Here is a 24,472-nt window from a genome sequence, read left to right as displayed (position 1 = left end):
TTACCAATCATCAACACTTTGACCACGGGCTTTGCCGGCCAGCGTCAGCCGGTCAGAACCGGGGCGGCCTCGACCCACCAGCCGGGGTGTGCAAGCGTGAGAGACCTGGCCGCTGCCCTGGCCTGGGCGTCAGAAACGAAAAGCCCGAAATGCGTGCCGCCTGATCCCGACATCCGCGCCAGAAGGCAGCCGGGCACCCCTGCCAGAGCCGTGTGGACCTGTTCCAGCACCGGAGCGATCTGCCGCGCCGGGGCCGCAAGATCGTTGTGGGTGTGGGCTGATAGCCAGGCCGCCAGATCGGCAGCCAAGGCAAGGGCCGCAGCGGGCATGGGCGGGACGGGCGGATTTTCCCGCCGGGAAAGTGCCGCAAAGACCTGCGGCGTGGCCACCGGCACCCGGGGATTGACCAGGACCATCCAGAGAGGCGGCAGCGGCGGGAGCGGTTGAAGCGCCTCGCCCACCCCCTGCATCCGGACCGGGTGGCCCTGAAGGCAGACCGGCACATCGGCGCCAAGGGCCAGAACGGCAGCGGGACCGGGCAGCGCACGCCCGGTCAGGCGGGCGACCGCCCGCAAGGTCGCCGCCGCATCTGCCGACCCGCCGCCGATGCCCGAGGCAACCGGAAGCGCCTTCCAGAGGGTCAGCGCTGCGCTTGCCCCCATGAGGCGGGCCGCCCGCAGCACGAGGTTGTCGGGATCGGACGAAAGAGCGGCACCTTCCGGCCCATCAATCGCCAGCGAAAGCCCCAGCGCAGGGGTAGCGGTGACCCTGTCCCCGACCCCGGCAAACACCACGAGACTGTCCAGAAGGTGATAGCCGTCTGCCCGACGGCCGGTGACATGCAGGCAAAGATTGATCTTCGCCGGGGCGAATTCGCTGACCGGTGTCGCGCTGGCGGTCAATCGCCGGTTCCGGCGGCTTCGACCGGCGCGGCCCCGGCGGCGGCCTCTTCCTGCATGACCACGTCGAGCCCCACTTCAAGCTTGCGGCGGATGCGTTCGGCGTCCTTTTCGGTAGGCTCGAAGGACAGGGCGCGGCGCCACTGGAACCGGGCCTCGAGCTTGCGGTCGTTCATCCAGTAGACGTCGCCGAGGTGGTCGGTGACGATCGGGTCGACCGGCTCGAGCAACGAGGCGCGCTCCATCGGCTCCAGCGCCTCAGCATACCTGCCAAGCTTGAAATAGGCCCAAGCCAGGCTGTCGATGATATAGCCCTGTTTCGGGTCACCGGCGACGGCCTTCTTGATCATGCCAAGCGCCTCTTCCAGCTTTTCGCCGCGGTCGACCAGACCATAGCCGAGGTAGTTCAGCACCTGCGGCTGGGTGGGGTTCAGGTCAAGCGCGCGCCGGAAATCGGCCTCGGCGGCAGCCCAGTCCTTCGACTGTTCATGGGCGATCCCGCGGTAGAAGAAGAGCACCCAGTCGTTGTCGTTCACTTCAGGCAGAAGGTCGATCGCGGCGGTATAGGCCACTTCGGCCTCGTCAAAGCGGTCTTCCATCCGAAGCATGTCGCCCAGAGAGAACTGTACCTGGAGGATGTCGCCATGCGAACGGGCAAGGGCCTGCAGCGCCTCGATCGCCGCCTCGGGGTTGCCCTGCGCCCGCAGCGCACCGGCCCGCCCGATTTCGGCGGCGACGTAGTTCGGGTCATCGGGGCCGAAGGTCGCGTAGGTCTCGGCGGCCAGACGATGCTGATCCAGCCGCTGCAGCACATCCGCCGTCAGCAGGGTTGCGTCCGAATGGTCCGGGCGGAGGTACGAGGCGATGCGGAGATGGAGGAGCGTGTAAACCGGATCGGCCTCTTGGTTCAGGGCGGTGCCGACGGAATAGAAGACTTCGGCGATCCCGTCGCGGGCGGTTCGGACGGTTTCGAAGGGAATGGGCTCGCCCGCCTCAAGCCGGAGGCGCAGGGCATCGACCAGCGGGTCGGGTTCGGTGCCGAAGGAGCGGTCCAGAAGCTGAAGCGCGTCGGCGTTCCGTTCCAGCTGGCTGAGAATCTCGACATGGGCAAAGACACCGCGCCGCATCACGAAAATCGGGCCTGCGGCACGACCGGAGAGGATTTCATCCGCCCCCTCGAAGTCACCGACCGAGGCGAGGGCAAGGGCCTTGTGGAAATGCCCGAAGGCCTCCATCCCGTCGATCCTGGTGATCTCGTCGAAAAGGGCAAGCGCGTCGGACATCCGGCCTTCGCCAACTTCGGCCCAGGCGCCGACAAGCTTGCTGACAAGGTCACTGATCGGGGTTCCGGCCTTGATGTCGGCGAGGACTGCCGCGTAATCCTCACGCTTCGCCTGATCGGCCAGAATGGCAACGGCGGCCAGCTGGTTCTGCTCTCCGCCCAGCGCCTGAAGGCGTTCGGCGGCCTCTACCGCAAGGGCGAAGTCGCCGGTACCGAGCTCGGCGAGGATGGCCCCTTCGAGGAGCAGGGGATTACCGGAATCGGCAATGATCGCGCGGCCATACCAGGCCGTGGCCGACTGGAAGTCATTCTGTGCCTCGGCCACCCGGGCGGCGAGATAGGCGCCAGCGTCGATGTCATCCGCCCGAATCGGCGCGCCGGTTGCGGCGGCAAGCGCAAGCGCGGTCAGAAGGCGGTGGGCAAATGGCATGGTGTCACTCCGAAACCTTGGGCAAAGCTAGCGGTCCGGCGGGCCCAAGGCAATGCGGGCGGCCCCGACCGGGACCGCCCGCAGCGTCACGGCAAACACTCTTGCGTGAGGCGTCACATGTTGGGGTAGTTCGGCCCGCCGCCGCCCATCGGCGTCGTCCAGACGATGTTCTGGCTGGGGTCCTTGATGTCGCAGGTTTTGCAGTGGACGCAGTTCTGGAAGTTGATCCGGAAGGTGGCATCCGCGCCTTCGCCCAGCACTTCGTAGACACCGGCCGGGCAATAGCGCTGCGCGGGTTCGGCGTAGACCGGAAGGTTGACCTGGATCGGCACCGCCGGGTCCTTCAGGACAAGGTGGGCCGGCTGGCCCTCGTCGTGGTTGGTGAAGCTGAAGGCCACGTTGGTCAGCCGATCGAAGGACAGCTTGCCATCGGGCTTCGGGTAGTCGATCGGCTTGAAATCCTTGGCCTTTCCGGTGGCCGCAGCGTCCGACTTGCCGTGTTTCAGCGTGCCGAAGGCGGTGAGGCCCACGGTGTTCAGCCACATGTCGAGGCCACCGCCCAGAAGGCTGGCGACAAGGCCGTAGCGCGACCAGAGGGGCTTGACGTTGCGAACCTTCTTCAGGTCCTTCCCGATGGCGCCGGTGCGGACCTCGGTCTCATAGGTGGTCAATTCATCGCCCTGACGCCCAGCCTTGATCGCGGCATGGGCGGCCTCGGCTGCGGCCTTGCCGGAGAGCATCGCGTTGTGGTTGCCCTTGATGCGCGGCACGTTCACGAGGCCGGCCGAGCAGCCCAGAAGGGCGACGCCGGGTGCGACCATCTTCGGGATCGACTGCCAGCCGCCCTCGCTGATCGCGCGGGCGCCGTAAGCCACGCGTTTCCCGCCCTTCAGAAGCTCGGCCACCATCGGGTGGTGCTTGAAGCGCTGGAACTCCATGTAGGGATAGAGGTGGGGGTTTTCGTAGTTCAGATGGACCACGAAGCCCACATAGACCTGATTGTTCTCAAGGTGATAGATGAAGCTGCCGCCCCCGGCGTTGCCACCCAGCGGCCAGCCCATCGTGTGGGTTACCGTGCCCTCGCGGTGCTTCGCGGGGTCGATCTCCCAGATTTCCTTCATGCCAAGGCCGTATTTCTGCGGGCAGTGGCCTTTCGAGAGCTGGTATTTCTCGATCACCTGCTTCGACAGGCTGCCGCGCACGCCTTCCGACAGGAAGACATACTTGCCGCGGAGTTCCATGCCGGGTTCATAGGCCGGGCCGGGTTCGCGGGTCTCGGGGTCGCGGCCGAATTCGCCGGCGACGACGCCGACCACGGTATCGCCCTCGAACACCAGTTCCGAACAGGCCATGCCGGGGAAGATCTCGACGCCCAGCCCTTCCGCCACACCGGCCATCCAGCGGCAGACGTTGGCCATGCTGACGATGTAGTTGCCGTGGTTCGACATCAGGCCCGGCATCGGCCAGTTCGGGATGCGAAGCTGCCCCGCCTCGCCCAGCATGTAGAAGTTGTCCTCGCGCACCGGGACCTTGATCGGCGCGTCCATCGACCGCCAGTCGGGCAGCAGCGCGTCCAGCCCCGAAGGGTCAAGAACCGCACCCGAAAGGATATGCGCGCCGACCTCGGAGCCTTTCTCCAGCACGACGACCGACAGATCGGCATCCAGCTGCTTCAGCCGGATCGCCGCCGACAGCCCCGCGGGGCCGGCCCCGACGATCACCACGTCATAGTCCATCTTTTCGCGCTGGATCGTGGTCATGGTCTGTCCTTTCCGGGCTGAAGCGGCCCGCCGTCAAAGCCCTTGCCTGTCGCGGGTGCCCTGTTGCCGTAACGCGGCCGCAAGGTCAACCGTGACGCAACATCACGGCCAGACAGACCCGCCCCGGGGCAACTTTCTGTCGTCTGCGCGACAGCTTGCCGACCGCCTGCGGCATTCCCCTTGCATTTGCGGGGCCTATCGGGTGAGGTGCGGTGAAGACGTTGGAAGTCATGGGCCGCGACCCGGCCCGTGACTTCTTCTTTTGAAGTGGAAGGCCGATGGACAAGATCCCGATGACCCGCCGCGGTTTTGACGCGCTGGACAACGAGTTGAAGCAGCTGAAGACCGTCGATCGCCCCGCGATCATCCGAGACATCGCCGAAGCGCGCGAACATGGTGACCTGTCGGAGAATGCCGAATATCACGCGGCGCGCGAGAAACAGGGCTTCATCGAAGGTCGGATCAAGGAGCTGGAGGGTCTTCTCTCCAAAGCCGATGTCATCGACCCCAGCCGCCTCAGCGGGCCGATCAAGTTCGGCGCGACGGTCACGCTGGCCGATGAGGACAACGGCGACGAGAAGACCTACCAGATCGTTGGCGAGACCGAGGCCGATATCGAGAACGGCCTTCTGAACATCCGCTCGCCGCTCGCCCGTGCGCTGATCGGCAAGGATGACGGCGACAGCGTCGAGGTGAAGACCCCCGGCGGGACCCGGTCATACGAGATCCTGTCGGTCCGCTATGTCTGATCAGGGGATGCCCTGATGAAGCCTGCCCTGCCGCCGCAGCGGAAAGACCCCGGAACCGGCTTTGCGCCGCTGCCGCCCGCCGAAGGCACCGGGCGCGGGCTGGAAATTGCTGGCGTGGTCCTGAGCCTGCTGTGGGTCATCCTGATCCTCGCCTATGTTCTGATGGCGCCTGCCGGCAGCGATGCGCGGACATTCGGGCTTCTGCTGACGCTGCTGATGGTCTTCCTGCCACTGGCCCTGATCTGGGTCGTCGTCACCACCCTGCGGTCGGTGCGCGAGCTGCGGGCCGAGGCGGCACGCCTCCAGGCTTCGGTTGACGCGATGCGCGCAAGCTATGTCCAGACCCAGGGGCAGGCCCAGCCGGCGGCGACGCTGAAGCCATCGGTAGAACGCAAGATCGACGAGATTGCCGCCGTCTCGCGGCAGGCCGAAACGGTGCTGGCGACCTTCACCTCGCGCCGCGACGCCGCGCTGACCGTGCCTTCGGCCGACCGAAAGGCCGCCCTTGTGAAGGCCCAGCCCGAGCCTTCGGCCGAGCAACCCGCATTGGCCTTGGGTGCACCCGCTGACGAGGGCCGCCCGCCGCTGTCGGTCGCCGATTTCATCCGGGCGCTGCAATTCCCGGAATCACCCGAGGACAAGGACGGCTTCCGCGCCCTGCGCCTTGCGCTTGAGGACCGGTCGGTGGCCAAGCTGATCCGAGCGGCGCAGGACGTGCTGACCCTGCTCAGCCAGGATGGCATCTACATGGACGACCTGAAGCCGGACATGTCGCGCCCCGATCTCTGGCGCCGCTTTGCCGCCGGGGAACGGGGCCGGTCGATCGCTGGCTTGGGTGGCATCCGCGACCGCACCTCGCTGGCCCTGACCGCCGGGCGGATGAAGGCCGACCCGGTGTTCCGCGACGCGGCCCACCATTTCCTGCGCAGCTTCGACAAGACCGTTGCCGCCTTCGAGCCGAACGCGACGGATGCCGAACTGGCCGATCTGGGCGATACGCGCACGGCGCGTGCCTTCATGCTTCTGGGCCGCGTGACCGGAACCTTCGACTGAACAAGGCCACTGTCGCAGGGCATGGAAAGAGGACCGCATCGCGGTTTCACATGCCTCGTTGGAACCGTGTTCCTTTTTGACCGCAGATCATGGCAGGGGGATGAAACTTTGTTCCTGATCCAATATGTTTCAGGGTGACCAAACCATGATCAGCGAGGTTTCCATGGCCATCCGCATCAACGACATTGCCCCCGATTTCACCGCCGAAAGCACCGCCGGCACCATCCGGTTCCATGACTGGCTGGGCGACAGCTATGGCATTATTTTCAGCCATCCCCGCGACTTCACGCCGGTCTGCACGACCGAGTTTGCCGCCGTCGCGCAGCTGGCCGCCGAATGGAAGAAGCGCAACACGAAGGTGATCGGCGTCTCGGTCGATTCGGTCGAGGATCACGGCAAGTGGAAGCGCGACATCGAGGCCTTCGGCGGCGCCCCGGCCGATTTCCCGATCATCGACGACACCAGCCTGACCGTGGCCAAGGCCTATGACATGCTGCCGGCGGATTACTACCTGCCGACCGAGGGGCGGACCCCGGCCAACTCGGCCACGGTGCGGACGGTCTACATCGTCGGGCCGGACAAGAAGATCCGCCTGTCGATGACTTACCCCATGTCGATCGGCCGGAACTTCGCCGAAATCCTGCGCGCGCTGGATGCAGTGCAGAAGACCGACGGCGTGCCGCTGGCGACGCCTGCCAACTGGGTGCCGGGTCAGGACGTGATCGTGGCGCTGGCGCTGAACAACGACCAGGCCAAGGAACGGTTCGGCGAACTGGACATCAAGCTCCCCTACCTGCGCTTCGCCAAGGCCTGATCCGGATAGGACGCCCCCCAGACCCTCGCCGCTTCGCGCGCGAGGGTCTTTGCTTCGGCCCGGGCCATAAGGTCGCGTGCGGCCCTGACGCAGCCGGTTTTCCCAAGTGCCCGCTGCCAGAGGCGCAGGGCTGACGGCGCGCTCCACGGCAGGGCCGCCTCGGCCAGCCACAGCCGCAGGTCGCGCGGCAGCCGGTCATAGGCGGACATGGGGTCAGATGCGCGCCAACGCGCCCGGGGAGAGCGAAGGTTGCTCATGCCGCCTTGCGCCGCCAGCTTGGGAAGGGGTCGGAAAAACCGGTCCAGGCCTCGGGCGTGAACTTGGTCGCCGGGATCAGGGCCGCGTCAAGGCGCGCGCGGATCGCCGCTTCGTCCATCCCGTGACCGATGAACACGATCTCCTGCCGCCGGTCGCCCCAAGGCTCTTGCCATTTCGAGGCGACTTCCTTCAGGGCGTCGGGGTGGGTCGGCCAACGTTCCTTTGGCACAGAGGCCCACCATCCACCCAGCGGGCTGACGGACGAAACGGCCCCCGCCAGCGAGAACTCCGCCACCCAGTTCGGCCGGGTCGCCAGCCAGAAATGCCCCTTGGCCCGGATCACGCCCGGAAGATCGCCGTTCAGCACGGCATGGATGCGCCCGGGGTGAAACGGCGCGCGGGCGCGGTAGACGAAGGAGGCGATCCCGTATTCCTCGGTTTCCGGGGTGTGGTGGGCGAAACCATAAAGCTCCTTGGCCCAGAGCGGATGTTCGGCGGCACGGTCAAAGTCGAAGAGGCCGGTGTCGAAGATGGCTGCAGGGTCCACGCGGGAATGGTCGGTCTCGATCAGCCGGGCATCGGGGTTCAGCGCCTTGATGATCTTGCGGGCGGCATCGGCACGGTCCGGCCCGGCATCGCCGACCTTGTTCAGGATGACCACATTGGCGAATTCGATCTGGTCGGTCAGAAGGTTGACGAGCGTGCGCTCATCCCCCTCGCCAAGGCTCTCGCCACGGTCGGCCAGGAAATCGTGGCTTGAGAAGTCCTGAAGCAGGTTGATCGCGTCAACCACCGTGACCATCGTGTCCAGCCGGGCGACGTCGGACAGGCTTTCCCCCGCCTCATCCCGGAAATCGAAGGTCGCGGCGACGGGCATCGGCTCGGCAATCCCGGTGCTTTCGATCAGGAGGTGGTCGAAGCGCCCTTCGCCCGCCAGGCGGCGCACCTCGGTCAGCAGGTCCTCACGCAGGGTGCAGCAGATGCAGCCGTTGGTCATCTCGACCAGCTTTTCCTCGGCGTGGCTGAGGTTCGCCCCTTCGCGGATGAGGTCGGCGTCGATGTTGACCTCGGACATGTCGTTGACGATGACGGCGACCCGTCGGCCGTCGCGGTTGTTCAGGACATGATTCAAAAGGGTTGTCTTCCCGGCCCCGAGAAAGCCGGAAAGGACGGTGACGGGCAGGCGGGAGTCGGGCATGCTGGGCTCGCTTGATATGTTATACTATTACATTATCAGCCCAGCGATGCACCTTCAACCCTCGCCCACCGAGTGGATAAGCCCTTGCAGAAAAGAAAGCCCCACGGTTTCCCGCAGGGCCTTCGATGTCGCGATAAAGGAAGCCTCAGCCCTCGGCGGGCTCTTCCTTCTTCTCGGTGATCTCGGCGCCCGTCTCCTGGTCGACCATCTTCATGCCAAGGCGGACCTTGCCACGATCGTCGAAGCCCAGAAGCTTGACCTTGACCTCTTGCCCTTCCTTTAACAGTTCGTTCGGATGGTTCAGGCGCTTGTTGGCGATCTGGGACACATGCACCAGCCCGTCGCGCTTGCCGAAGAAGTTCACGAAGGCACCGAAATCGACCAGTTTCACCACCTTGCCGGTGTAGATCTGGCCTTCTTCCGGTTCGGCCACGATCGACCAGATCATGTCATAGGCCTTCTTGATGGCCTTCTGGTCGTTCGAGGCGATCTTGATCACGCCGTCGTCGTTGATGTCGACCTTGGCGCCAGAGGTTTCCACGATCTCGCGGATGACCTTGCCGCCCGAGCCGATCACTTCGCGGATCTTGTCGGTCGGGATCTGCATCGTCTCGATCTTCGGGGCGTATTCGCTGAAGCCCTGCGGTGCGCTGATGGCCTTGGCCATTTCGCCAAGTATATGAAGACGCCCGTCTTTTGCCTGGGCAAGCGCCTGTTTCATGATCTCGGGCGTGATGCCCGCGACCTTGATGTCCATCTGCAGCGAGGTGATGCCGGCAGCGGTTCCGGCGACCTTGAAGTCCATGTCGCCGAGGTGATCCTCGTCGCCAAGGATGTCGGTCAGGACCGCCCAGTCACCGTCTTCTTCCAGCACCAGACCCATGGCCACGCCGGCCACGGGGGCCTTCAGCGGGACGCCTGCGTCCATCATCGACAGCGAGCCACCGCAGACCGAGGCCATCGAGGACGAGCCGTTCGATTCGGTGATCTCGGACACGACGCGGATCGTGTAGGGGAAGTCGGTCGGCGCCGGGAGCACCGCCTGCAGCGCGCGCCAGGCGAGCTTGCCGTGGCCGATCTCACGACGGCCGGGCGAGCCCACGCGGCCCACTTCGCCGACCGAGTAGGGCGGGAAGTTGTAGTGCAGGAGGAAGTTCGAACGGTAGTTGCCGTTCAGCGCGTCGATGATCTGTTCATCTTCACCGGTCCCGAGGGTGGTGACGACGAGGCCCTGGGTTTCACCCCGGGTGAACAGCGCCGAGCCGTGGGCGCGCGGCAGGACGCCGGTTTCGCAGACGATCGGGCGGACGGTCTTGGTGTCGCGGCCATCGATCCGGGCGCCTTTCTTGACCACGTCACCGCGCAGAACCGCCGATTCCAGCTGCTTGATAGCCGGGTAGAGGTTCGGGTTGGCCTGGTCTTCTTCGCTCATCTTCGCCTTGATCGCGGCCACGGCAGCCTCGATCGCGGTGGTGCGTTCCTGCTTGTCGCGCAGCGCGAAAGCGGCGCGCATCAGGCTTTCGCCGGCCTTCTTCACCTTGGCATAGAGGTCCGAGAAATCGGGCGGGGTGAAGTCGAAGGGTTCCTTGGCCGAGCTTTCGGCGAAGTCGATGATCAGGTCGATCACCGGCTGCATCTGCTGATGGCCGAAGACGACGGCGCCGAGCATTTCCTCTTCGGTCAGCTCGTAAGCCTCGGATTCCACCATCATCACGGCGTCCTTGGTGCCGGCGACGACGAGGTCAAGGCGCTGTTCGGGCTTCATGCGCAGTTGCGTCATGTCGTCCATGGCCGGGTTCAGCACATACTGACCGTCGACAAAGCCGACACGCGCCGCGCCTATCGGGCCCATGAACGGGACGCCCGAGACGGTCAGCGCCGCCGAGGCCGCGATCATCGCCACGATGTCGGGGTCATTCACGAGGTCGCAGGACAGCACGGTCGCCATGACCAGCACTTCGTTGCGGAAGCCGTCGACGAACAGCGGGCGGATCGGACGGTCGATCAGGCGGGAAACCAGCGTTTCCTTTTCCGAAGGCCGCGCCTCGCGCTTGAAGAAGCCGCCGGGGATCTTGCCGGCTGCATAGTACTTTTCCTGATAGTGAACGGTCAGGGGGAAGAAGTCCTGCCCTTCCTTCGCCGATTTCGCGAAGGTCACGTTGGCCATAACCTGGGTTTCGCCCAGCGTCGCGATCACCGACCCATCGGCCTGGCGCGCAACTTTCCCCGTTTCCAGAGTGAGCGTTTCGTTGCCCCACTGGATCGATTTCTTGGTCACATTGAACATGTATCGTTTCCTCTGAGGACCCGGCCCCTGCCGGTGTCCCCGATATCTGGCGGCCCCATTGCCGCCCTTCCCCCGTATCCTTTGCATGTGCCCCGGGGGCGGGCCTCACGTCGCAGATGGCGGGGCGCATACAGGAAAAAGGGCGGGATGGAAAGCGGGAGGAGGTTGGGGCGGTCGGACCGGCCGCGGGGGGCAAGGTTGACGAAAGGTTGGGGAAGGTGCGCGGCGGATTTCGGCAGGGGCGGGACGGGACAGGCAAGTGCTTGAGCTCGCAGGGTTTACCGGTGAGGTTTCGGTGCTGGCTTACGTCTTTCTTCCGTCTTCCTGGCGTCTTCCCTGCGTCTCTACGCCCTGGGGAGTTCCGTTGCGTTAAGGACGATTGGCGAATCGGATTTCAGCCGGGAGTGGTGCGCTGTAGCGCACACTACGCGGGCGTTGGCGGCGGCAATGAAAAACCCGGCCGTGGCGGGCACGACCGGGTTTCGATGCGAAAAGGAATGGATCAGATCGCGGACTTGATCCAGGTTTCCAGCGCGGCCTTCGGGGCGGCGCCGACCTTGTTCGACACGACCTGGCCGTCCTTGAACATGAAGAGGGCCGGGATGCCGCGGACGCCAAGGACCGCCGGGCTTTCCGGGTTTTCGTCCACGTTCACCTTCACGATCTTGACCTTGCCGGCATACTGGCTGGCAAGTTCTTCCAGCGCCGGGCCGATCTGGCGGCAGGGGCCGCACCATTCGGCCCAGAAATCGACGACGACCGGTATCGGCGACTTGCGGACCTCGGCGTCGAAGGTGGCGTCCGAAACGGCGACAGTGGCTGCGCCCATGATCGTTCTCCTGATGGGAAAGGGTCGGCTAACAAAGCTAAGAACCCGGGCAGGGAACGTCAAGGGATCGTGGTTCGGGCCAGGGCTGTCCTCACGATATCGGGACCTATGGGCATGAGGCGGGGTTCCCTGGTCCAGAGGACGGCGGTTTCGATCCGGTGGTCCGGGTAGACCTGGCCCAGCACATGGGCATAGGCGCCAAGCTGGCGGAGGATGCCATCGGGAACCTCGGCCACCGTGGCGGGGACAAGGGCGTTCGACTTGTAGTCCACGACCAGCACATGGTCGGCCCCGATGACCAGCCGGTCGATGGAGCCGGTCAGACGGAGCCCGTTCCAGTCACCGCTGATGCCCACCTCGGCCAGTGTGCCGGGGGCGAAGAGGGGGGCAAGCGAAGGATCGTCTAGAACCGCCTGCGCCTCATCCAGAAGGGCGGGGGCGAGCGTAGGGTCACCGACGAGGCCTGCGGCGTGCAGGGGCCAATCGGGCCGGGGCAAGAGCGGCAGGCGTTCGAGGAGGAGATGGAGGAGGGTGCCGCGCCGTTTGGCGGTTTCGGAATCGAGCGCCGTCTCGCCCGGCAGGGCCTTGGCGCCGCCGAGATCGGAGGGGGAGAGGGCCCTTGTTGCGGGCAGCGGCACCGGGGCCGGACGCGTCAGCCAGTCTGGCAGCGCGGCACGGTTGACGGTCGCTTCCGGTCGCGTCGCCGGCATGGGCCAGTCGCCAAAGCTGTGCCGGCGGATGCCGTCGCCCGCGTCGACCGCATAGGCCGCCTCCACGCCACCCGCGATGAGCGCGTACCAGCAGTCTTCCTGCTTTACGCTGCCCGCCGCCGCCGCGATCAGCCATGAGCGCGCGCGGGTCATGGCAACGTAAAGGAGGCGCAGGTTTTCTGCCGCGGCCCGTTCCCGCCGGGCGGCGCGTTCGGCGGCGATCATGGCGGGGCTTTCGTCGTTGGCCACCTTCCAGACGGCGGTTCCTTCCGGCAGGCGGTAAAGCTCGTCCTTATCCTGCGGCCGGCGGTCGGCAGTGTCGGGCAGGATGACGATCTCGGCCTCGAGCCCCTTGGCGCCGTGGACGGTCATCACCCGGATCCGGCTTCCTTCGCCGTCAAGCTGGCGCTTCACCTCGACATCGTCGGTCTGCATCCAGACGAGAAAGCCGGTCAGGCTGGGCACCTCGGCGGCCTCATAGGCGAGGGCCTGGCCGAGAAGCTCGTCGATCCCGTCCTCTGCCTCAGGCCCCAGGCGGTCGAGAAGCTTGCGGCGGCCGTCATGGCGGGTGAGCACGCGTTCGATGAGGTCATAAGGGCGGAGGAAATCGGCGTTGTCGCGCAGGTCGGTCAGGAAGGCGCGGGTGCCCTCGTGGCCTGGATGGGTGCGCAGCGCCTCCCACAGGTAGCCTTTGCGGGGGTTGGCGAGGGCGAAGAGGTCATCCTCGGACCAGCCGCAGAGGGGCGAGCGGAGGACTGCCGCCAGCGACAGGTCATCCTCGGGCGTGTCGAGGAAAGCGAGGAGGGCGGCGAGGTCCTTTACTGCGAGTTCGCCCCCGAGCTTCAGGCGGTCGGCCCCGGCGATGGGCAGGCCCTCTGCCTTGCAGGCGCGGATGATCTCGTGAAAGAGGGCAGAGCGGCGCTGCACGAGGATCAGGAAATCGCCGTAGTGGACGGGGCGCTGGGGCGGTTTGTCCTTGCCCGCCTGCGGGATCTGCACGCCAGCGGCGACGGTGTCCCGGATCCAGCGCGCGATCCGGCCGGCGAGGACGACCTGCGGGTCTTCGGGGTGGGGCGTATCCACCGGCTGATACCAGGGGCCGGGGTCTTCGCCTTCGGCCTTTTCGACCACCGGCCAGAGATCGACCCGCCCCGGCAAGCCTTCATGAAAGGCAAGGTGCTTTGACCCGCCGCCGAGGGCTGCGTTGATCGGGCCGAGAAAGGTGTGGTCGACCACGTTCAGGATGGCCCAGGAGGACCGGAAGGAATGTTCCAGCGACCGCGGCACGAGGGGGTTGCCGCCGGCGAGTTGGGCCGAGAAATGGCCCTGCATCCGGTCGAAGGCCGCGACATCGGCACCCTGGAAGGAATAGATCGACTGCTTCTTGTCGCCGACGACGAAGAGCGTGCGCTCACGCGGGCTGGCACCGATGCCGGCGGTCAGTTCGGCGGCGAGGCTTTCGATCAGCCGCCACTGGTCGGGGCTGGTGTCCTGCGCCTCGTCGACAAGGATATGGTCGATGCCTCCATCCAGCCGATACAGCACCCAGGCGGCAAGCGAGGGGTCGGTCAGAAGCGCCCGGGCGCGGCCGATGAGGTCGTCGAAGTCAAGCTGGCCTCGCGCGGCCTTTCGGGCGTCGTAGATCGGCAGGAAGGCGGCGGCGAAGCGGTGGAGGGCCAGCGTCTTCTCGGCAGCCAGAAGGGCGCAGCGCTGCGGGCGGGCGGCTTCGACGCGGAGCATCAGGGCGTCGAGTTGGTCCATGAGCGGGGAGAGCGACAGGCGGGTGTCCTTGGTCGGGAAGTTGCCGGTCTTGGCGGCGAAGGGCGCGGCGGCGGTGGCCCCGAAGAGGAAGATATCCTCAAGCGTCGCAAGGGTGGGCAGGGTTGGCGTGGCAAGGTCCAGCACGCGGAGGCGTTCGGCGGCCCTGATGTCGGTGGACTTGCCTGTCGCCAGACCGGCCAGGAGGGTGGGCATCCATGCCGGTTCGTCGCCAAGGAAGACCGCCGACAGAAGGTCGGCCGCCGCGAAACCGGGCGGCAGGCCGAAGCAGGCCCAGACGCCCCCTTCGTCCAGCGGTGGGTCGAAGCTGGTGCGGTGGCGGGTGATCTGGTCGACGAACTGGGTGAAATCCTCGCCGCTATGGACGGCGGTCAGGCCGCGGACGGCTTCGGGGGCCAAGGTATCGGCCATCTCTTCCAGGATTTCGGCGCGGAGGAGCCGGGCCGAGCGGTCGTCCATCTCGGTGAACCCCGGGGCGACGCCAGCCTCAAGCGGGAAGCGGCGGAGAAGGGCGGCGCAGAAGCTGTGGATCGTCTGGATCCGGAGGCCCCCTGGCGTTTCGATGGCCCGGGCGAAAAGCTGGCGGGCGCGGGCGAGGCGGGGGGCGGAAAGCTCGGTCTCGCCAAGGTCGAGAAGCGCGGCACGCAGGGCGGCATCGGGCTTCATCGCCCATTCGCCGAGGCGCCGGAAAAGCCGGTTCTGCATCTCGGACGCCGCTGCCTTGGTATAGGTGAGGCACAGGACCCGCTGCGGCTCGACCCCCTGAAGAAGCAGGCGCGCCACGCGGTCGGTCAGGACGCGGGTCTTGCCCGAGCCCGCGTTGGCCGCAAGCCAGGTGTTGGCGGTAGGATCGGCGGCGGCGATCTGGGCAAGGGCGGCGGGGGTGATGGTCATGCCCCGCCCCCGGTGGTGGTCATGTCCCATTCGCCGAAGCGGGAGAGGTGGTCATAGTCCGAGACGTCGCGTTCGGACTTCAGCGCGCGGCGGGCGGTGTAGCCCTGCGCGGGCTGGGCGTAAGACGTAATCAGGCGGGCAAACTCGTCCCAGACCTGGGCGACGTCGCCGGGCTGTAGAACGGTGTCGACGATCTTCAGATCGGCCTTGAGGCCGACGAAGACAAGCCGCGCAACCTCGGCCGGTCCGAGGTCAGCGAAAGCGCCGTTTTCGGCCATGGCGGCGGTGAGGAGAAGCTGCTTGTCGAAATGTTTTTGCTCGTCCTTGGATGGCGGGTTGCCGGTCTTGTAGTCGATCAGCATGAGCCGCCCATCCTCCAGCCGGTCGATCCGGTCGGGCTTGCCCGTAAGGGTGAAGTCGAGGCCCGGCAGGGTTACCGCGCCCTTCCGTTCCATCAGGACAGGCGTACCGCCGGTTGCGGCGGAAAAGGCGATGAAGGCGTCAGCCGCCTTGGCGATCCTTGCGCGCCAGACCGCCCGCGCGAGGGGCCAAGCGACGCGGTCGGCAAGGACCGTGTCGGCGATGGCAAGGAGGTCTGCGGTTGCGGTGCCCCCTTGGCGGACGAAGCGTTCGAGGATGTCGTGCAGCACGGTGCCGCGCAGGCGGGGGTCGGCCTCGGGGCGAAGGGGGTCGAGCGGGTTCAGGCGGAGGACGTGGCGGGCGTAGATCGCGTAGGGGTCGCGGATCAGGGTCTTGATCTCGGTCACCGAAAGCCGTTTCGGACGCGCGGCGACCGGCGGGCGGGGCGAGGGGCGGGGTTCGGGCTGCGCAAGGCCCGGCGGGGTGTCGAAAGCGGCGGCCATCGCCAGCCAGCGGTCGCCCCGGTCCTTCATCGCGGCCAGGGCGGCGGGCCCCTGCCGGTCGGGCAGGCCCGCCATCAGGTTCACCAGACGGTTCAGCCAGCGTGAGGGCACAGCCTCGGCCTCGGCCCCGCGGAGGGCGCGGGAGAGGATGACGCGGGGCGCGGCCACGGCCTGCTGGTAATCATGCGCCGAAAGGCCGATCTGGCGTTCTGGCAGAAGGAGCCCCGCCGCCTTGCGCATCGCCCGGTTCAGCCAGGGGTCGGGGCTGGACGCCGCTGGCCAGATTCCGTCGTTCAGGCCGCCAAGGACCACGAGTTCCGCCCCCTGAACCCGCGCCTCGAGCGTCCCTTGGATCGCGATCAGGGGATGGACGGAGTCCGTCTCGCGCACCTCGCCGGCAAGGACCGTGCGCAGAAGGTTTACGTAGTCGATTGCGAGCACGTCGGTTCCCGCGCCCGCCTCTGCCACAAGGCCATCCACCGCTTCCTTCGCCTTGCGGCCCGCCTCTTTCTGCCAAAGCTCGCCCGTGCCGTCGGGGGCGAACCCCCGGGCAAGGCGCTCGACGGTTTGCAGGTGCCGGGCAACAGCTTGCTGCAGGGGTTGGGGGGCGGTGACGACCGGGCCGCAGAGGGCATCGGCAAGGATGGCGGCCCAGTCCCCGGCCCCCGGCAGGCGCGAGCCTGCGGCCCAGGCGGCAAGGCTTTCGGCGGTGGGAAAGACCGGGCCGTGGCGGCGGGCGTGAAGCTCGAACTCGCGCGTCAGCATAAGGTGCGCGCCACGCCCCAGCGGCCCGCCTTCGCCGGAGAAGACGAGGGGGTGCTTCAGGATCGCCAGCAGGGCGTCGACCGTGAGGCGCTGGCCGGTCAGGCTGGCGACCTGCCGGAGGAGCCGTCCGGGGGGCGACAGCGCAAGCGGCCGCCCGGCGGAATCGTCGGGGCGGATGCCCCAGCGGTCGAGCGAGGCGGTCACCCGGCGGGCAAGGTTGCGGTCCGGGGTGATCAGGGTCGCGCGGGTGCCGGTCTCCGCCGCCTCTCGCAGGATGAGGGCGATGGCCAGCGCCTCGACCCGCTCACTGGGCGCCTCGAGAAGGGTCATGCCTTCGGTGGCGGGGATCAGGTCGGGGAGGTGCTTGCCGTCTTGCAGCCACTGGTCGGTCACCGGAGCGGGGCGAAGGGAAAGCGAGATCAGCCGGTTGCGGTCAGGGGCCGGAGCAGGGGCCGCGGTCCAGGGCCGGATCGCGGTGGGGGGGCAGTCCAGAAGGTCCATCAACCGGCGGAAGCGGAACTGGGGATGGTCCTCGGCGGTCAGGGGATCATCCATCCCGTCCCAGACCGAGGGCGGCAGGTCGAAGTCGAACCCCGGCAGGACGACGGCGCAGCCGGGAAGACGCGCCACGGCCTGCATCAGAAGCGCGGTCGTGCCGCGTGACCCGGTGGAGCCTGCGACGATCACCGGATGGGCGGGTGGGGTCAGCGCCCAAGCCCGGCCCAGGGCAAGGATCGCCTCTCTCTGGCGGGCGGCGGTGTCCATCCCTTCGCCGTCCAGCCGGGTGACGATGCCGAGGAACGCCTGCGTCCGCGCCCAGTGGGCCGAGTGGTTCCCGACATCGAGGGCGGCGATCCGGTCGGGGCTGACGCCTTCGCCCTGCATCTCATCGAGAAGCGCGGCGAGGCTTTCGGCGAGGTCGTAAAGCGCGGAGCGGGGAAAAGGCGTGGAGCCGGTGCGAAGGAGGCTGTCGAGAAGGACCGAAAGCTGAAGGCGGAGGCGCAGGGGGGGCACCACCGGCGGGAGCGGCAGGGGCGAGAGCGCGGAGGCGACCTCCTCGACAAGGAGGAGCCGGGGCAGGAGCCGCGCGCCGGAGGCGGTGAGGCAGTCGTTCACCCGCGTCCGCATCCGGGAGGTGTTGAGGATCAGCGTGACGCGGGCAAGGTCTTCGGGCCGGCCGGGATGGCGTTGCAGAAGGCCCGCGACCAGTTCGGCCGGAAAGTCCGCGCCGGGCGGCAGGGCGTAAAGGTTCGGGGCCTCAGTCACGCTCGCCCTCTGCCAGCAGGCGTTCCGCCGCGAGGATGCCGTCCGGATGGCCGACGTCGCACCAGCCGCCACGGTGGACAAGGCCGAAGGCGGTGTCGGCGGCAATCATCCGGTCCCAGACCCGGTTGAGCGAGAAGGCCCGGGCGTCGATGTCGGAAAGCCGGGTGGGATCGATAATCGAGGCGCCGATGTAGACGTGGTCCTCACCCCCCTCTCCGCGCGAGATTCGGCCGCCCTCCAGCCGGAAGTCGCCTTTCGGGCCGTGGCCTTCTGCGTCCGCCGCGGGGAGGAGGAGAAGGAGGGTTTCCATCCGGCTTCTGTCCCAGGCGGCGGCAAGCTGGGCCAGGGGGTTGGCGCCAGTCCAGATCCCGTCGCTGTTCAGGATCGCGACGGGACCGGGGCCAAGAAGCGGGAGCGCGTGCCGAAGGCCGCCGCCGGTTTCGAGGATCTCGGGCGTCTCGTGGCTGATGCGGACGCCGGTGCCCGCCAGATGCGCGGCCATCTGGTCGGCCCGGTAGTGGGTATTGGCGACGATCCGCCCCGCGCCGGCCCCTTTGGCGATGTCAAGGGCGTGGTCGATCAGGGGCTTGCCCGCCACCGGGATCAAGGGCTTCGGCCGGTCGGCGGTCAGCGTCCCCATCCGCGTGCCGAAGCCGGCGGCGAAGATCATCAGCGGGAAGGGGAAGTCTGGCACTGGTGTTCAATCCGCTGAAGAGTGTCCGCTGTCGGCGGTGGCAGGATAGCGTTGCACACCCGTGCCAGATCGGCCAGTGCGGGATGCGCGAGGTTCTGCTGCAGCTGGCCCCAGACGCGGGGCATGAGGCGCAGGTAACCCGGCTTGCCCGCGACAAGGCAGAGCCGGGTAAAGACGCCGAGGATCCGCAGCGCCCGTTGTGCACCAAGGGTGGCGTAATGCGCGGCGAAGGCGTCGGGTGGCTGGCCGGTTGCGGCAGCGAAGCGGGCGATCATCGCGGCTTCGGTTTCGGGGGCGACGTCGCGGCGGGCGTCCTGGAGCAGCGACACGAGGTCGTATCCGGGCTGGCCCATCTGGCCGAGCTGGAAGTCAAGGAGGCCGACCCGTGCCAGCCCCACGCGTCCGGGCAGCCAGAGCAGGTTCTCGGCATGGAAATCGCGCAGGATCAGTACCCTTGGCCCGTCGGCATGGGCGCGCATGGCATTGGTCATGGCGTGCAGGAATTCGGCAGGGTCAGGGCGGGTGCCGGTGGCGGCGAAGGCGTACCAGTCGAGCGCAAAGCCCGCCGCAGCCGCCCAGTCCGCTGCGGAAATGTTCGGCAAGCCCGCCGGGGCGGGGCTGGCCTGAATGTGGAGCAGGCAATCAGTGGCGGCGGCGTAAAGCCCGGCTTCTCGGGCCGGGTCTGTGGCGAGAAGGCGGGCGAAGAGGTCATCGCCGAGGTCTTCGAGGAGGAGGAAGCCGTGGGCGAGGTCTTCGGCAAGGATATCCGGCGCGGAGAGGCCGAGGTGGCAGAGGTGTCGTGCCATCGCGACGAAGGCCGCCGGATCGTCGGCCCCGCCGGGAGGGTTGTCCATCAGGACTGTCGTCGTCGTGCCTAGGCGGAGGCGTTCGTAGCGCCGGTCCGAGGCATCGCCCGCGAGATGCCGCCGTTCGGCAGCGCCCCAGCCTGCGGCGGCGAGGAAGCGGGTCAAGTGGTCTTGCCGGTCAGTCATCGGCAAGGTCCTGGATAAGGCCGTCCCGCCCGCCCGAAAGCACCGCGCGCCGCCCGTCGCCAAGGGGCTCCAGCCGGATGCGAAGGGCCCCATCGGGCAGGTGCGCCCCCAGCCGGTCTGGCCATTCCACCAAAGTGATCGCCTGGGTGAAGGCGTCATCGAGGCCAAGCTCCCAGACCTCGTCAGGGTGGGTCAGGCGGTAGAGGTCGGCATGCCAGATCTCGACCCCGTCCGCGGGATAGACCTGGACAAGGGTGAAGGTGGGCGAGGGCACCTCTTCCATCCGGCCAAGCCGCGCACGGATGAAGGACCGGGCAAGGTGGCTTTTGCCGGCGCCGATCGGACCTTCCAGCAGGATGCAGTCACCCGGCCGGGCCAGTTCTGCCAGCTTTGCACCAAGCCGGGTGGTATCCGCCTCGGACGGCAGGGGGATCACCGTTTCGGCTGGGGCGTCGGGCTGGGTCATCGCCGATGAGTCTACCGGCCCGGACCGCCGCTGCAAGGGTCACGCATGCCAGGTCGGATCTTTCCGTGACGATGGAGGCGTCAGGCGCGCAGGCGGTCCCTGACCGGGTTTTCCAGCCGCAAGGGGGGTATCCTGACCACGGCGAGAGAGAAGGTGATCAGCGTCGCGCCACCGGCCAGGGGCCGGAAACGGCAGGTCACCATGCGACCGTCGAGCAGACGGATCTCTCCCTCCCACGGGGTGCGGTCACCGAAGGCCGTCACGTAGCCGATGGCATCATCCCAGAGAAGGCTGGGGGCAGAGTGTTCACGCCACCATGCGGCCAGCGTGCCAATCCCGGCGTCCGATAGAAGGACCGCGGGGTCGTGGTTCCAGAGCTGCGCATAGGCGCGGTTCGACATGACAAGCTGCCCGGCCTGCGAAAACACCGCCACCGCGTCATCGACCGCATCGATCACCGATTGCCCCAGCTCGAGGTCCGCCCGGTAACGCCGGGTGCGGGTCATCTCGGTCGAGATATCCTCGAACATGAAGGCAAGCGCGCCATTCGGATGCGGGCGGCCGATGACGCGGTAGGTCTGGCCGCCCGGCAGGCTCCAGGTTTCCTCGAAATGGCCGGAGGAGGCCTCTTCCTCCACCCGCATGATCTGCTTGCGCCAGCTGCGGTAGTCCTTGGGTTCCGGGATCATCGCCTTGGCGCGCATCGCGTCGAGCACCGCGCTGAGCGTGGGGCGCGAGATCAGGAACTCGGGCTGCAGGGCGGTAAGCTCGGCCAGGGCGGGGTTGAAGAGTTGCAGCACGCGGGACCGGTCGAAGATCGCGAGGCCAATGGGCAGATCGGCGAAGGTCTTGGTCAGCGTCTGCATGAATTCGCGCAGCGCCGTTTCCGCCGCGACGGCGGAATTGGCGGCGACGGCGTAGTTCAGCACCTCGTCCCCGACGGTCGCGCTGGAAAGGTCGAACCATTCGGCGCCCCCGCGCATGACCAGCTTGACGCGGCCGGGCCGGCGATCCGCGACGGGCGGCAGGGTGAAGAGGTGCGGCAGCGGCCAGGAAAGGTCTTCACCATCGGGCAGAAGCTCGGCCGCGCGGATGAGGTAGGCGTGATTCGCCCAGATCACCGTGCTGTCCGGCCCTTCCTTCCACATCAGGACCGGCGCGCGGGCAAGCAGGGCGCGCTGGGTCTGGAGTTCCAAAAGAAGGGCCGCATGCGCCGCGACATCGCCGCCTTCGCCATCGGCGGACCTGCGGGCGGGTTCCAGCGTCAGGCGGGTCAGGCCCTTCATCCTTTCGCCGCGCAGGACGAGGGGCGGGCGGATATCTGCGGCCGACGCGAAGCTGAGGGTGCTGCCTTCCGGAAGGTCTGCGATACCGTCGGGCAAATCGGGGAACATCGGCGCGAGCCTGCCAAGCAGCTGGGGCCAGGCCCGCCCCCTTTCGCCATCCGGCAGAAGCGCCAGCGCCTCTGCCGTGGCATCCAGAAGGCGGTCGCCGTGAAAGAGAAACGCCGTGCCGGGCCGATCCTCGGCAAGAATGGTGCCGGCACGCTGGGGTCGGCGCAGCTGCCAGGCCGCCACCAGCGCCAGTGAGGTCAGCGCCAGCAGGGCGGCGCTAAGGACCAGTCCAAGAGCCGGGATCAAGGTTGCAATCACTGCGGGCCACCAGCGTTGACATTCCGGTAACCCTAGGTCCGAACTCGTTAATCAAGCGTTAAGGAAGGAACCGGGCAGCAGGTGTCAGGTCTCGATCCTGCGGTTCTGACCCAGCGCCGTGCCGGGAGCGGCTACCAGATCGGCAAGATCCCAGACGGCTTCGACGACGGCTCCGCAGCGTTCGGGCCGGTCCTCGGGGGCAAGGAAAGGATCGGTCGCATTGGCAAAGGTCAGTTCAGCGCCCGTGCGTTCAAGGAGCGTCTTCGCAATGAAAAGGCCAAGGCCCATGCTTTCGTACTCGGGCCGCGTCGAGCCGGACTGCTCTGTGCGGTGAAAGCGGATGAAGGGATCACCGATCCGCCCGATCGAGTTAGGGGGAAAGCCCTCGCCGTCGTCGACAATGCGGACGATCAGCCGCCGGTCCGTCCATTCCCCTTCGATCCAGACGGTGGTGCGGGCGAAGTCGACGGCGTTCTGAACAAGGTTGCGCAGGCCGTGGATGATCTCGGGGCGGCGCAGGATCGTCGGCTGGCGGTCGGGGCTGCCCTCGACCGGGCCAAGGATGAATTCCACCCGCTTGCCGCGCGCCATGTGGGGCTCGGCGGCCTCGCGCAGGGCGGCGGAAAGGGGGGCTTGGCGGAGGTGGAGGTCATCCTTTCCGGCCCGGCCCATGTCGCGGAGGATGTCGCGGCAGCGGTCGGCCTGGTCGCGGATCAGCTTTGCGTCGTCCAGAAGGTCCGGCCGGTCCTCCAGTTCCTGCATCAGCTCGGCGCTGACCAGCTTGATCGTGGCAAGGGGTGTGCCCAGTTCATGCGCCGCAGCGGCGACCACGCCGCCGAGGTCGGTCAGCTTCTGCTCCCGGGCGAGGGCCATCTGCGTGGCCAGCAGCGCCCGCGACATGGCGCGCATCTCGGTGGCGACACGGCGCGAGTAGAGGCCAAGGAAGAGGATCCCGATCACGATCGACAGCCAGAAGCCGAATTCGAAGATGCGGGGGACCGAAAGCTCGCTGCCGTCGGCAAAGCGGAGCGGCATGTTCCAGAAAGCGGCAATCGAGATCAGGAAAATCGCCGCGGCCCCCAGAAGCACCGTCGACCGCAGCCGCAGCGCGCTGGCCGAGATCGTGACAGGAACGAGGACAAGAAGGGCAAACGGGTTTGTCAGCCCGCCGGTCAGGATGATCAGGAAGGAAAGCTGTGTGAGGTCGAAGAGGAGCGTGAGGAATGCCTCGCTCTCGCTCAGCCGCTTGTTCTCGGGAAAAAGCGTGACCGAGAAGATGTTGGCGACGATGGCGACGCCGACGGCCATGTAGCACAGGCCGAGGGGCACCTGCATTCCGTAGACCCGGTCGGCCACGGCGATCGCGGCCAGCTGTCCGGCGATTGCCATCCAGCGCAACAGGATCAGCGTGCGCAGGCGCAGCCAGTCGCTTTGCGACTCGCGTTCGGGAAGCATGCTGCCTGCCGTAACCATGTCGTGACCAATTGTCCCTGAAGGCGCCTTGGGCATTGTTAAGGACTGGCGGTTCTGGGATCAATGCGGCCAGATCGCATATCCGGGTGGTGGAGGGATTAGATGACGAGGCTGTATGCCGGACTTGCCGCGCTGGTGGCCGTGCTCGGCCTTGGCGTCATGGGGTGGATAGCCCTGCGTGACCGTCCCGACGATGCCTTTGCGCAGTGCCGCCAGGGGCAGGTTGCGGGGGGCGACATTGGCGGTCCCTTCACCCTTGTCAACACTGCAGGGCAGACGGTGACCGATGCCGAGGTCCTTGCCAAACCGGCGCTGGTCTATTTCGGTTACACCTTTTGCCCGGATATCTGCCCCTTTGACATGGCCCGCAATGTCGAGGCCGTCGACATTCTGACCGAACGCGGAGTGGAGGTGACGCCGGTCTTCATCTCGATCGACCCCGAGCGCGATACGCCCGAGGTGCTGGCCGATTACGCCGAGAACATGCACCCTGACCTGGTGGCGCTGACCGGATCGGCCGAACAGGTCCGGGCGGCAAGTCAGGCTTACAGGACCTTCTATCGCAAGCAGGACTCGGAAGACGAATTCTACCTCGTCGATCATTCGACCTTCACTTACTTGATGCTTCCGGGCACGGGCTTTGTGGATTTCTTCCGGCGCGAGATTACTTCCGAAGCGATGGCTGACAGCGTTGCCTGCTTCCTTGAGGCAGATGCCGCGTCCGGCTGAGAAGACCAGAGGAAGACAGGACTTGAAGAATGGCCAATGATACGGGAGCCGACCTGGGACCGGACCGCACGCTGCTGCTGGTCGATGATGACGAACCCTTTGTGAAACGCCTGGCCAAGGCGATGGAAAAGCGGGGCTTTGTGCCCGATACCGCGCAAAGCGTGGCCGAGGGCCGGGCAAAGGCGCAGGCCAATCCGCCGGCCTATGCCGTCGTCGATCTAAGGCTTGAGGACGGCAATGGACTTGACGTGATCGAAACCCTGCGCGAGCGCCGTCCGGATTGCCGGATTGTCGTGCTTACCGGTTACGGCGCAATTGCCACGGCCGTTGCAGCGGTAAAGATCGGGGCAATCGATTATCTTTCGAAACCTGCCGATGCCGATGATGTCACGAATGCCCTGCTGGCAAAGGGTGAGGTCATGCCATTGCCCCCGGAAAACCCGATGTCGGCTGACCGTGTGCGCTGGGAGCATATCCAGCGCGTATATGAGATGTGCGACCGGAATGTCAGCGAAACCGCACGACGTCTTTCGATGCACAGACGGACTCTGCAAAGAATTCTGGCCAAGCGCAGTCCGAAATAGAATTGCAATTGCCAATTCAATCTTCGGGGCCTAATGCTGTTCCACT

General features: G+C 66.7%; 19 protein-coding genes. 5 read left to right on the top strand and 14 right to left on the bottom strand.

The features are described from left to right. Positions 1-44: 44 nt before the first annotated feature. The 3 genes from AC2D9V_RS06415 to AC2D9V_RS06405 all read right to left on the bottom strand — a co-directional run bounded on the left by AC2D9V_RS06415 (position 45) and on the right by AC2D9V_RS06405 (position 4,371). Complete coding sequence (locus AC2D9V_RS06415; RefSeq protein ID WP_484713196.1) at positions 45-902, bottom strand: 4-(cytidine 5'-diphospho)-2-C-methyl-D-erythritol kinase; 858 nt, start codon at positions 900-902, stop codon at positions 45-47. Further along, complete coding sequence (locus AC2D9V_RS06410; RefSeq protein WP_484713195.1) at positions 899-2,611, bottom strand: tetratricopeptide repeat protein; 1,713 nt, start codon at positions 2,609-2,611, stop codon at positions 899-901. Before AC2D9V_RS06410 ends, AC2D9V_RS06415 begins: the two co-directional genes overlap by 4 nt. A 113-nt stretch (positions 2,612-2,724) precedes the next feature. Continuing rightward, complete coding sequence (locus AC2D9V_RS06405; RefSeq protein ID WP_484713194.1) at positions 2,725-4,371, bottom strand: electron transfer flavoprotein-ubiquinone oxidoreductase; 1,647 nt, start codon at positions 4,369-4,371, stop codon at positions 2,725-2,727. 278 nt (positions 4,372-4,649) lie between these two features. Here AC2D9V_RS06405 and greA point away from each other — a divergent pair, with 278 nt between their 5' ends. From greA to AC2D9V_RS06390, 3 genes are all read left to right on the top strand, one after another. Continuing rightward, on the top strand, positions 4,650-5,120 hold the full coding sequence (greA, locus tag AC2D9V_RS06400; RefSeq protein ID WP_484713193.1) for a transcription elongation factor GreA: 471 nt from the start codon (positions 4,650-4,652) through the stop codon (positions 5,118-5,120). A 15-nt stretch (positions 5,121-5,135) separates the two neighbouring features. Continuing rightward, positions 5,136-6,173, top strand: a complete 1,038-nt coding sequence (locus AC2D9V_RS06395; protein WP_484713192.1) for a hypothetical protein — start codon at positions 5,136-5,138, stop codon at positions 6,171-6,173. A gap of 163 nt (positions 6,174-6,336) precedes the next feature. Then, the gene (locus AC2D9V_RS06390; protein ID WP_484713417.1) at positions 6,337-6,987 is read left to right on the top strand and encodes a peroxiredoxin; all 651 of its coding nucleotides are present in this window, start codon (positions 6,337-6,339) and stop codon (positions 6,985-6,987) included. Here the strand turns inward: AC2D9V_RS06390 and AC2D9V_RS06385 are convergent. The 11 genes from AC2D9V_RS06385 to regB form a co-directional block, all read right to left on the bottom strand. Next, a complete protein-coding gene (locus AC2D9V_RS06385; protein WP_484713191.1) occupies positions 6,963-7,244 on the bottom strand; it encodes a DUF6525 family protein in 282 nt (93 codons plus the stop codon). The two genes, AC2D9V_RS06390 and AC2D9V_RS06385, sit on opposite strands and share 25 nt — an antisense overlap. After that, the gene (locus AC2D9V_RS06380) at positions 7,241-8,443 is read right to left on the bottom strand and encodes a GTP-binding protein (protein ID WP_484713190.1); all 1,203 of its coding nucleotides are present in this window, start codon (positions 8,441-8,443) and stop codon (positions 7,241-7,243) included. The genes AC2D9V_RS06385 and AC2D9V_RS06380 overlap by 4 nt, the downstream gene beginning before the upstream one ends. Positions 8,444-8,588: 145 nt before the next feature. Beyond that, entirely contained in the window at positions 8,589-10,730 is a 2,142-nt protein-coding gene (gene pnp, locus AC2D9V_RS06375; protein ID WP_484713189.1) for a polyribonucleotide nucleotidyltransferase, read from the bottom strand. 502 nt (positions 10,731-11,232) lie between these two features. Beyond that, the gene (gene trxA, locus AC2D9V_RS06370; protein ID WP_484713188.1) at positions 11,233-11,559 is read right to left on the bottom strand and encodes a thioredoxin; all 327 of its coding nucleotides are present in this window, start codon (positions 11,557-11,559) and stop codon (positions 11,233-11,235) included. Positions 11,560-11,618: 59 nt separating this feature from the next. After that, entirely contained in the window at positions 11,619-14,942 is a 3,324-nt protein-coding gene (gene addA / locus AC2D9V_RS06365; protein WP_484713187.1) for a double-strand break repair helicase AddA, read from the bottom strand. Further along, on the bottom strand, positions 14,939-17,836 hold the full coding sequence (gene addB / locus AC2D9V_RS06360) for a double-strand break repair protein AddB (RefSeq protein WP_484713186.1): 2,898 nt from the start codon (positions 17,834-17,836) through the stop codon (positions 14,939-14,941). The genes addA and addB overlap by 4 nt, the downstream gene beginning before the upstream one ends. Next, the gene (locus tag AC2D9V_RS06355) at positions 17,829-18,506 is read right to left on the bottom strand and encodes a nucleotidyltransferase family protein (protein ID WP_484713185.1); all 678 of its coding nucleotides are present in this window, start codon (positions 18,504-18,506) and stop codon (positions 17,829-17,831) included. The genes addB and AC2D9V_RS06355 overlap by 8 nt, the downstream gene beginning before the upstream one ends. After that, complete coding sequence (locus AC2D9V_RS06350) at positions 18,506-19,522, bottom strand: aminoglycoside phosphotransferase family protein (protein WP_484713184.1); 1,017 nt, start codon at positions 19,520-19,522, stop codon at positions 18,506-18,508. Before AC2D9V_RS06350 ends, AC2D9V_RS06355 begins: the two co-directional genes overlap by 1 nt. Beyond that, positions 19,515-19,988 (bottom strand): tRNA (adenosine(37)-N6)-threonylcarbamoyltransferase complex ATPase subunit type 1 TsaE, encoded by a 474-nt coding sequence (tsaE, locus tag AC2D9V_RS06345; protein ID WP_484713183.1) that lies wholly within the window; start codon positions 19,986-19,988, stop codon positions 19,515-19,517. The genes AC2D9V_RS06350 and tsaE overlap by 8 nt, the downstream gene beginning before the upstream one ends. A gap of 80 nt (positions 19,989-20,068) precedes the next feature. Beyond that, a complete protein-coding gene (locus AC2D9V_RS06340; RefSeq protein WP_484713182.1) occupies positions 20,069-21,628 on the bottom strand; it encodes a PAS-domain containing protein in 1,560 nt (519 codons plus the stop codon). Positions 21,629-21,724: 96 nt separating this feature from the next. Next, positions 21,725-23,113: a sensor histidine kinase RegB gene (regB, locus tag AC2D9V_RS06335; protein ID WP_484713181.1), complete on the bottom strand. Its 1,389-nt coding sequence runs from the start codon at positions 23,111-23,113 to the stop codon at positions 21,725-21,727. 102 nt (positions 23,114-23,215) lie between these two features. On the opposite strand from regB, the gene AC2D9V_RS06330 reads away from it, so the two are divergent. Together AC2D9V_RS06330 and AC2D9V_RS06325 are read left to right on the top strand one after the other, a co-directional pair. Continuing rightward, positions 23,216-23,842 (top strand): SCO family protein, encoded by a 627-nt coding sequence (locus AC2D9V_RS06330; RefSeq protein ID WP_484713180.1) that lies wholly within the window; start codon positions 23,216-23,218, stop codon positions 23,840-23,842. Positions 23,843-23,871: 29 nt separating this feature from the next. Beyond that, positions 23,872-24,426, top strand: coding sequence for an ActR/PrrA/RegA family redox response regulator transcription factor (locus AC2D9V_RS06325; protein ID WP_484713179.1), 555 nt, complete (start codon positions 23,872-23,874; stop codon positions 24,424-24,426). Positions 24,427-24,472: the final 46 nt, after the last annotated feature.

Source organism: Tabrizicola sp. T46, assembly GCF_057219895.1.
Note: the sequence above shows the minus strand (reverse complement) of the source record. Positions and strands in the feature narration are given on the sequence as shown.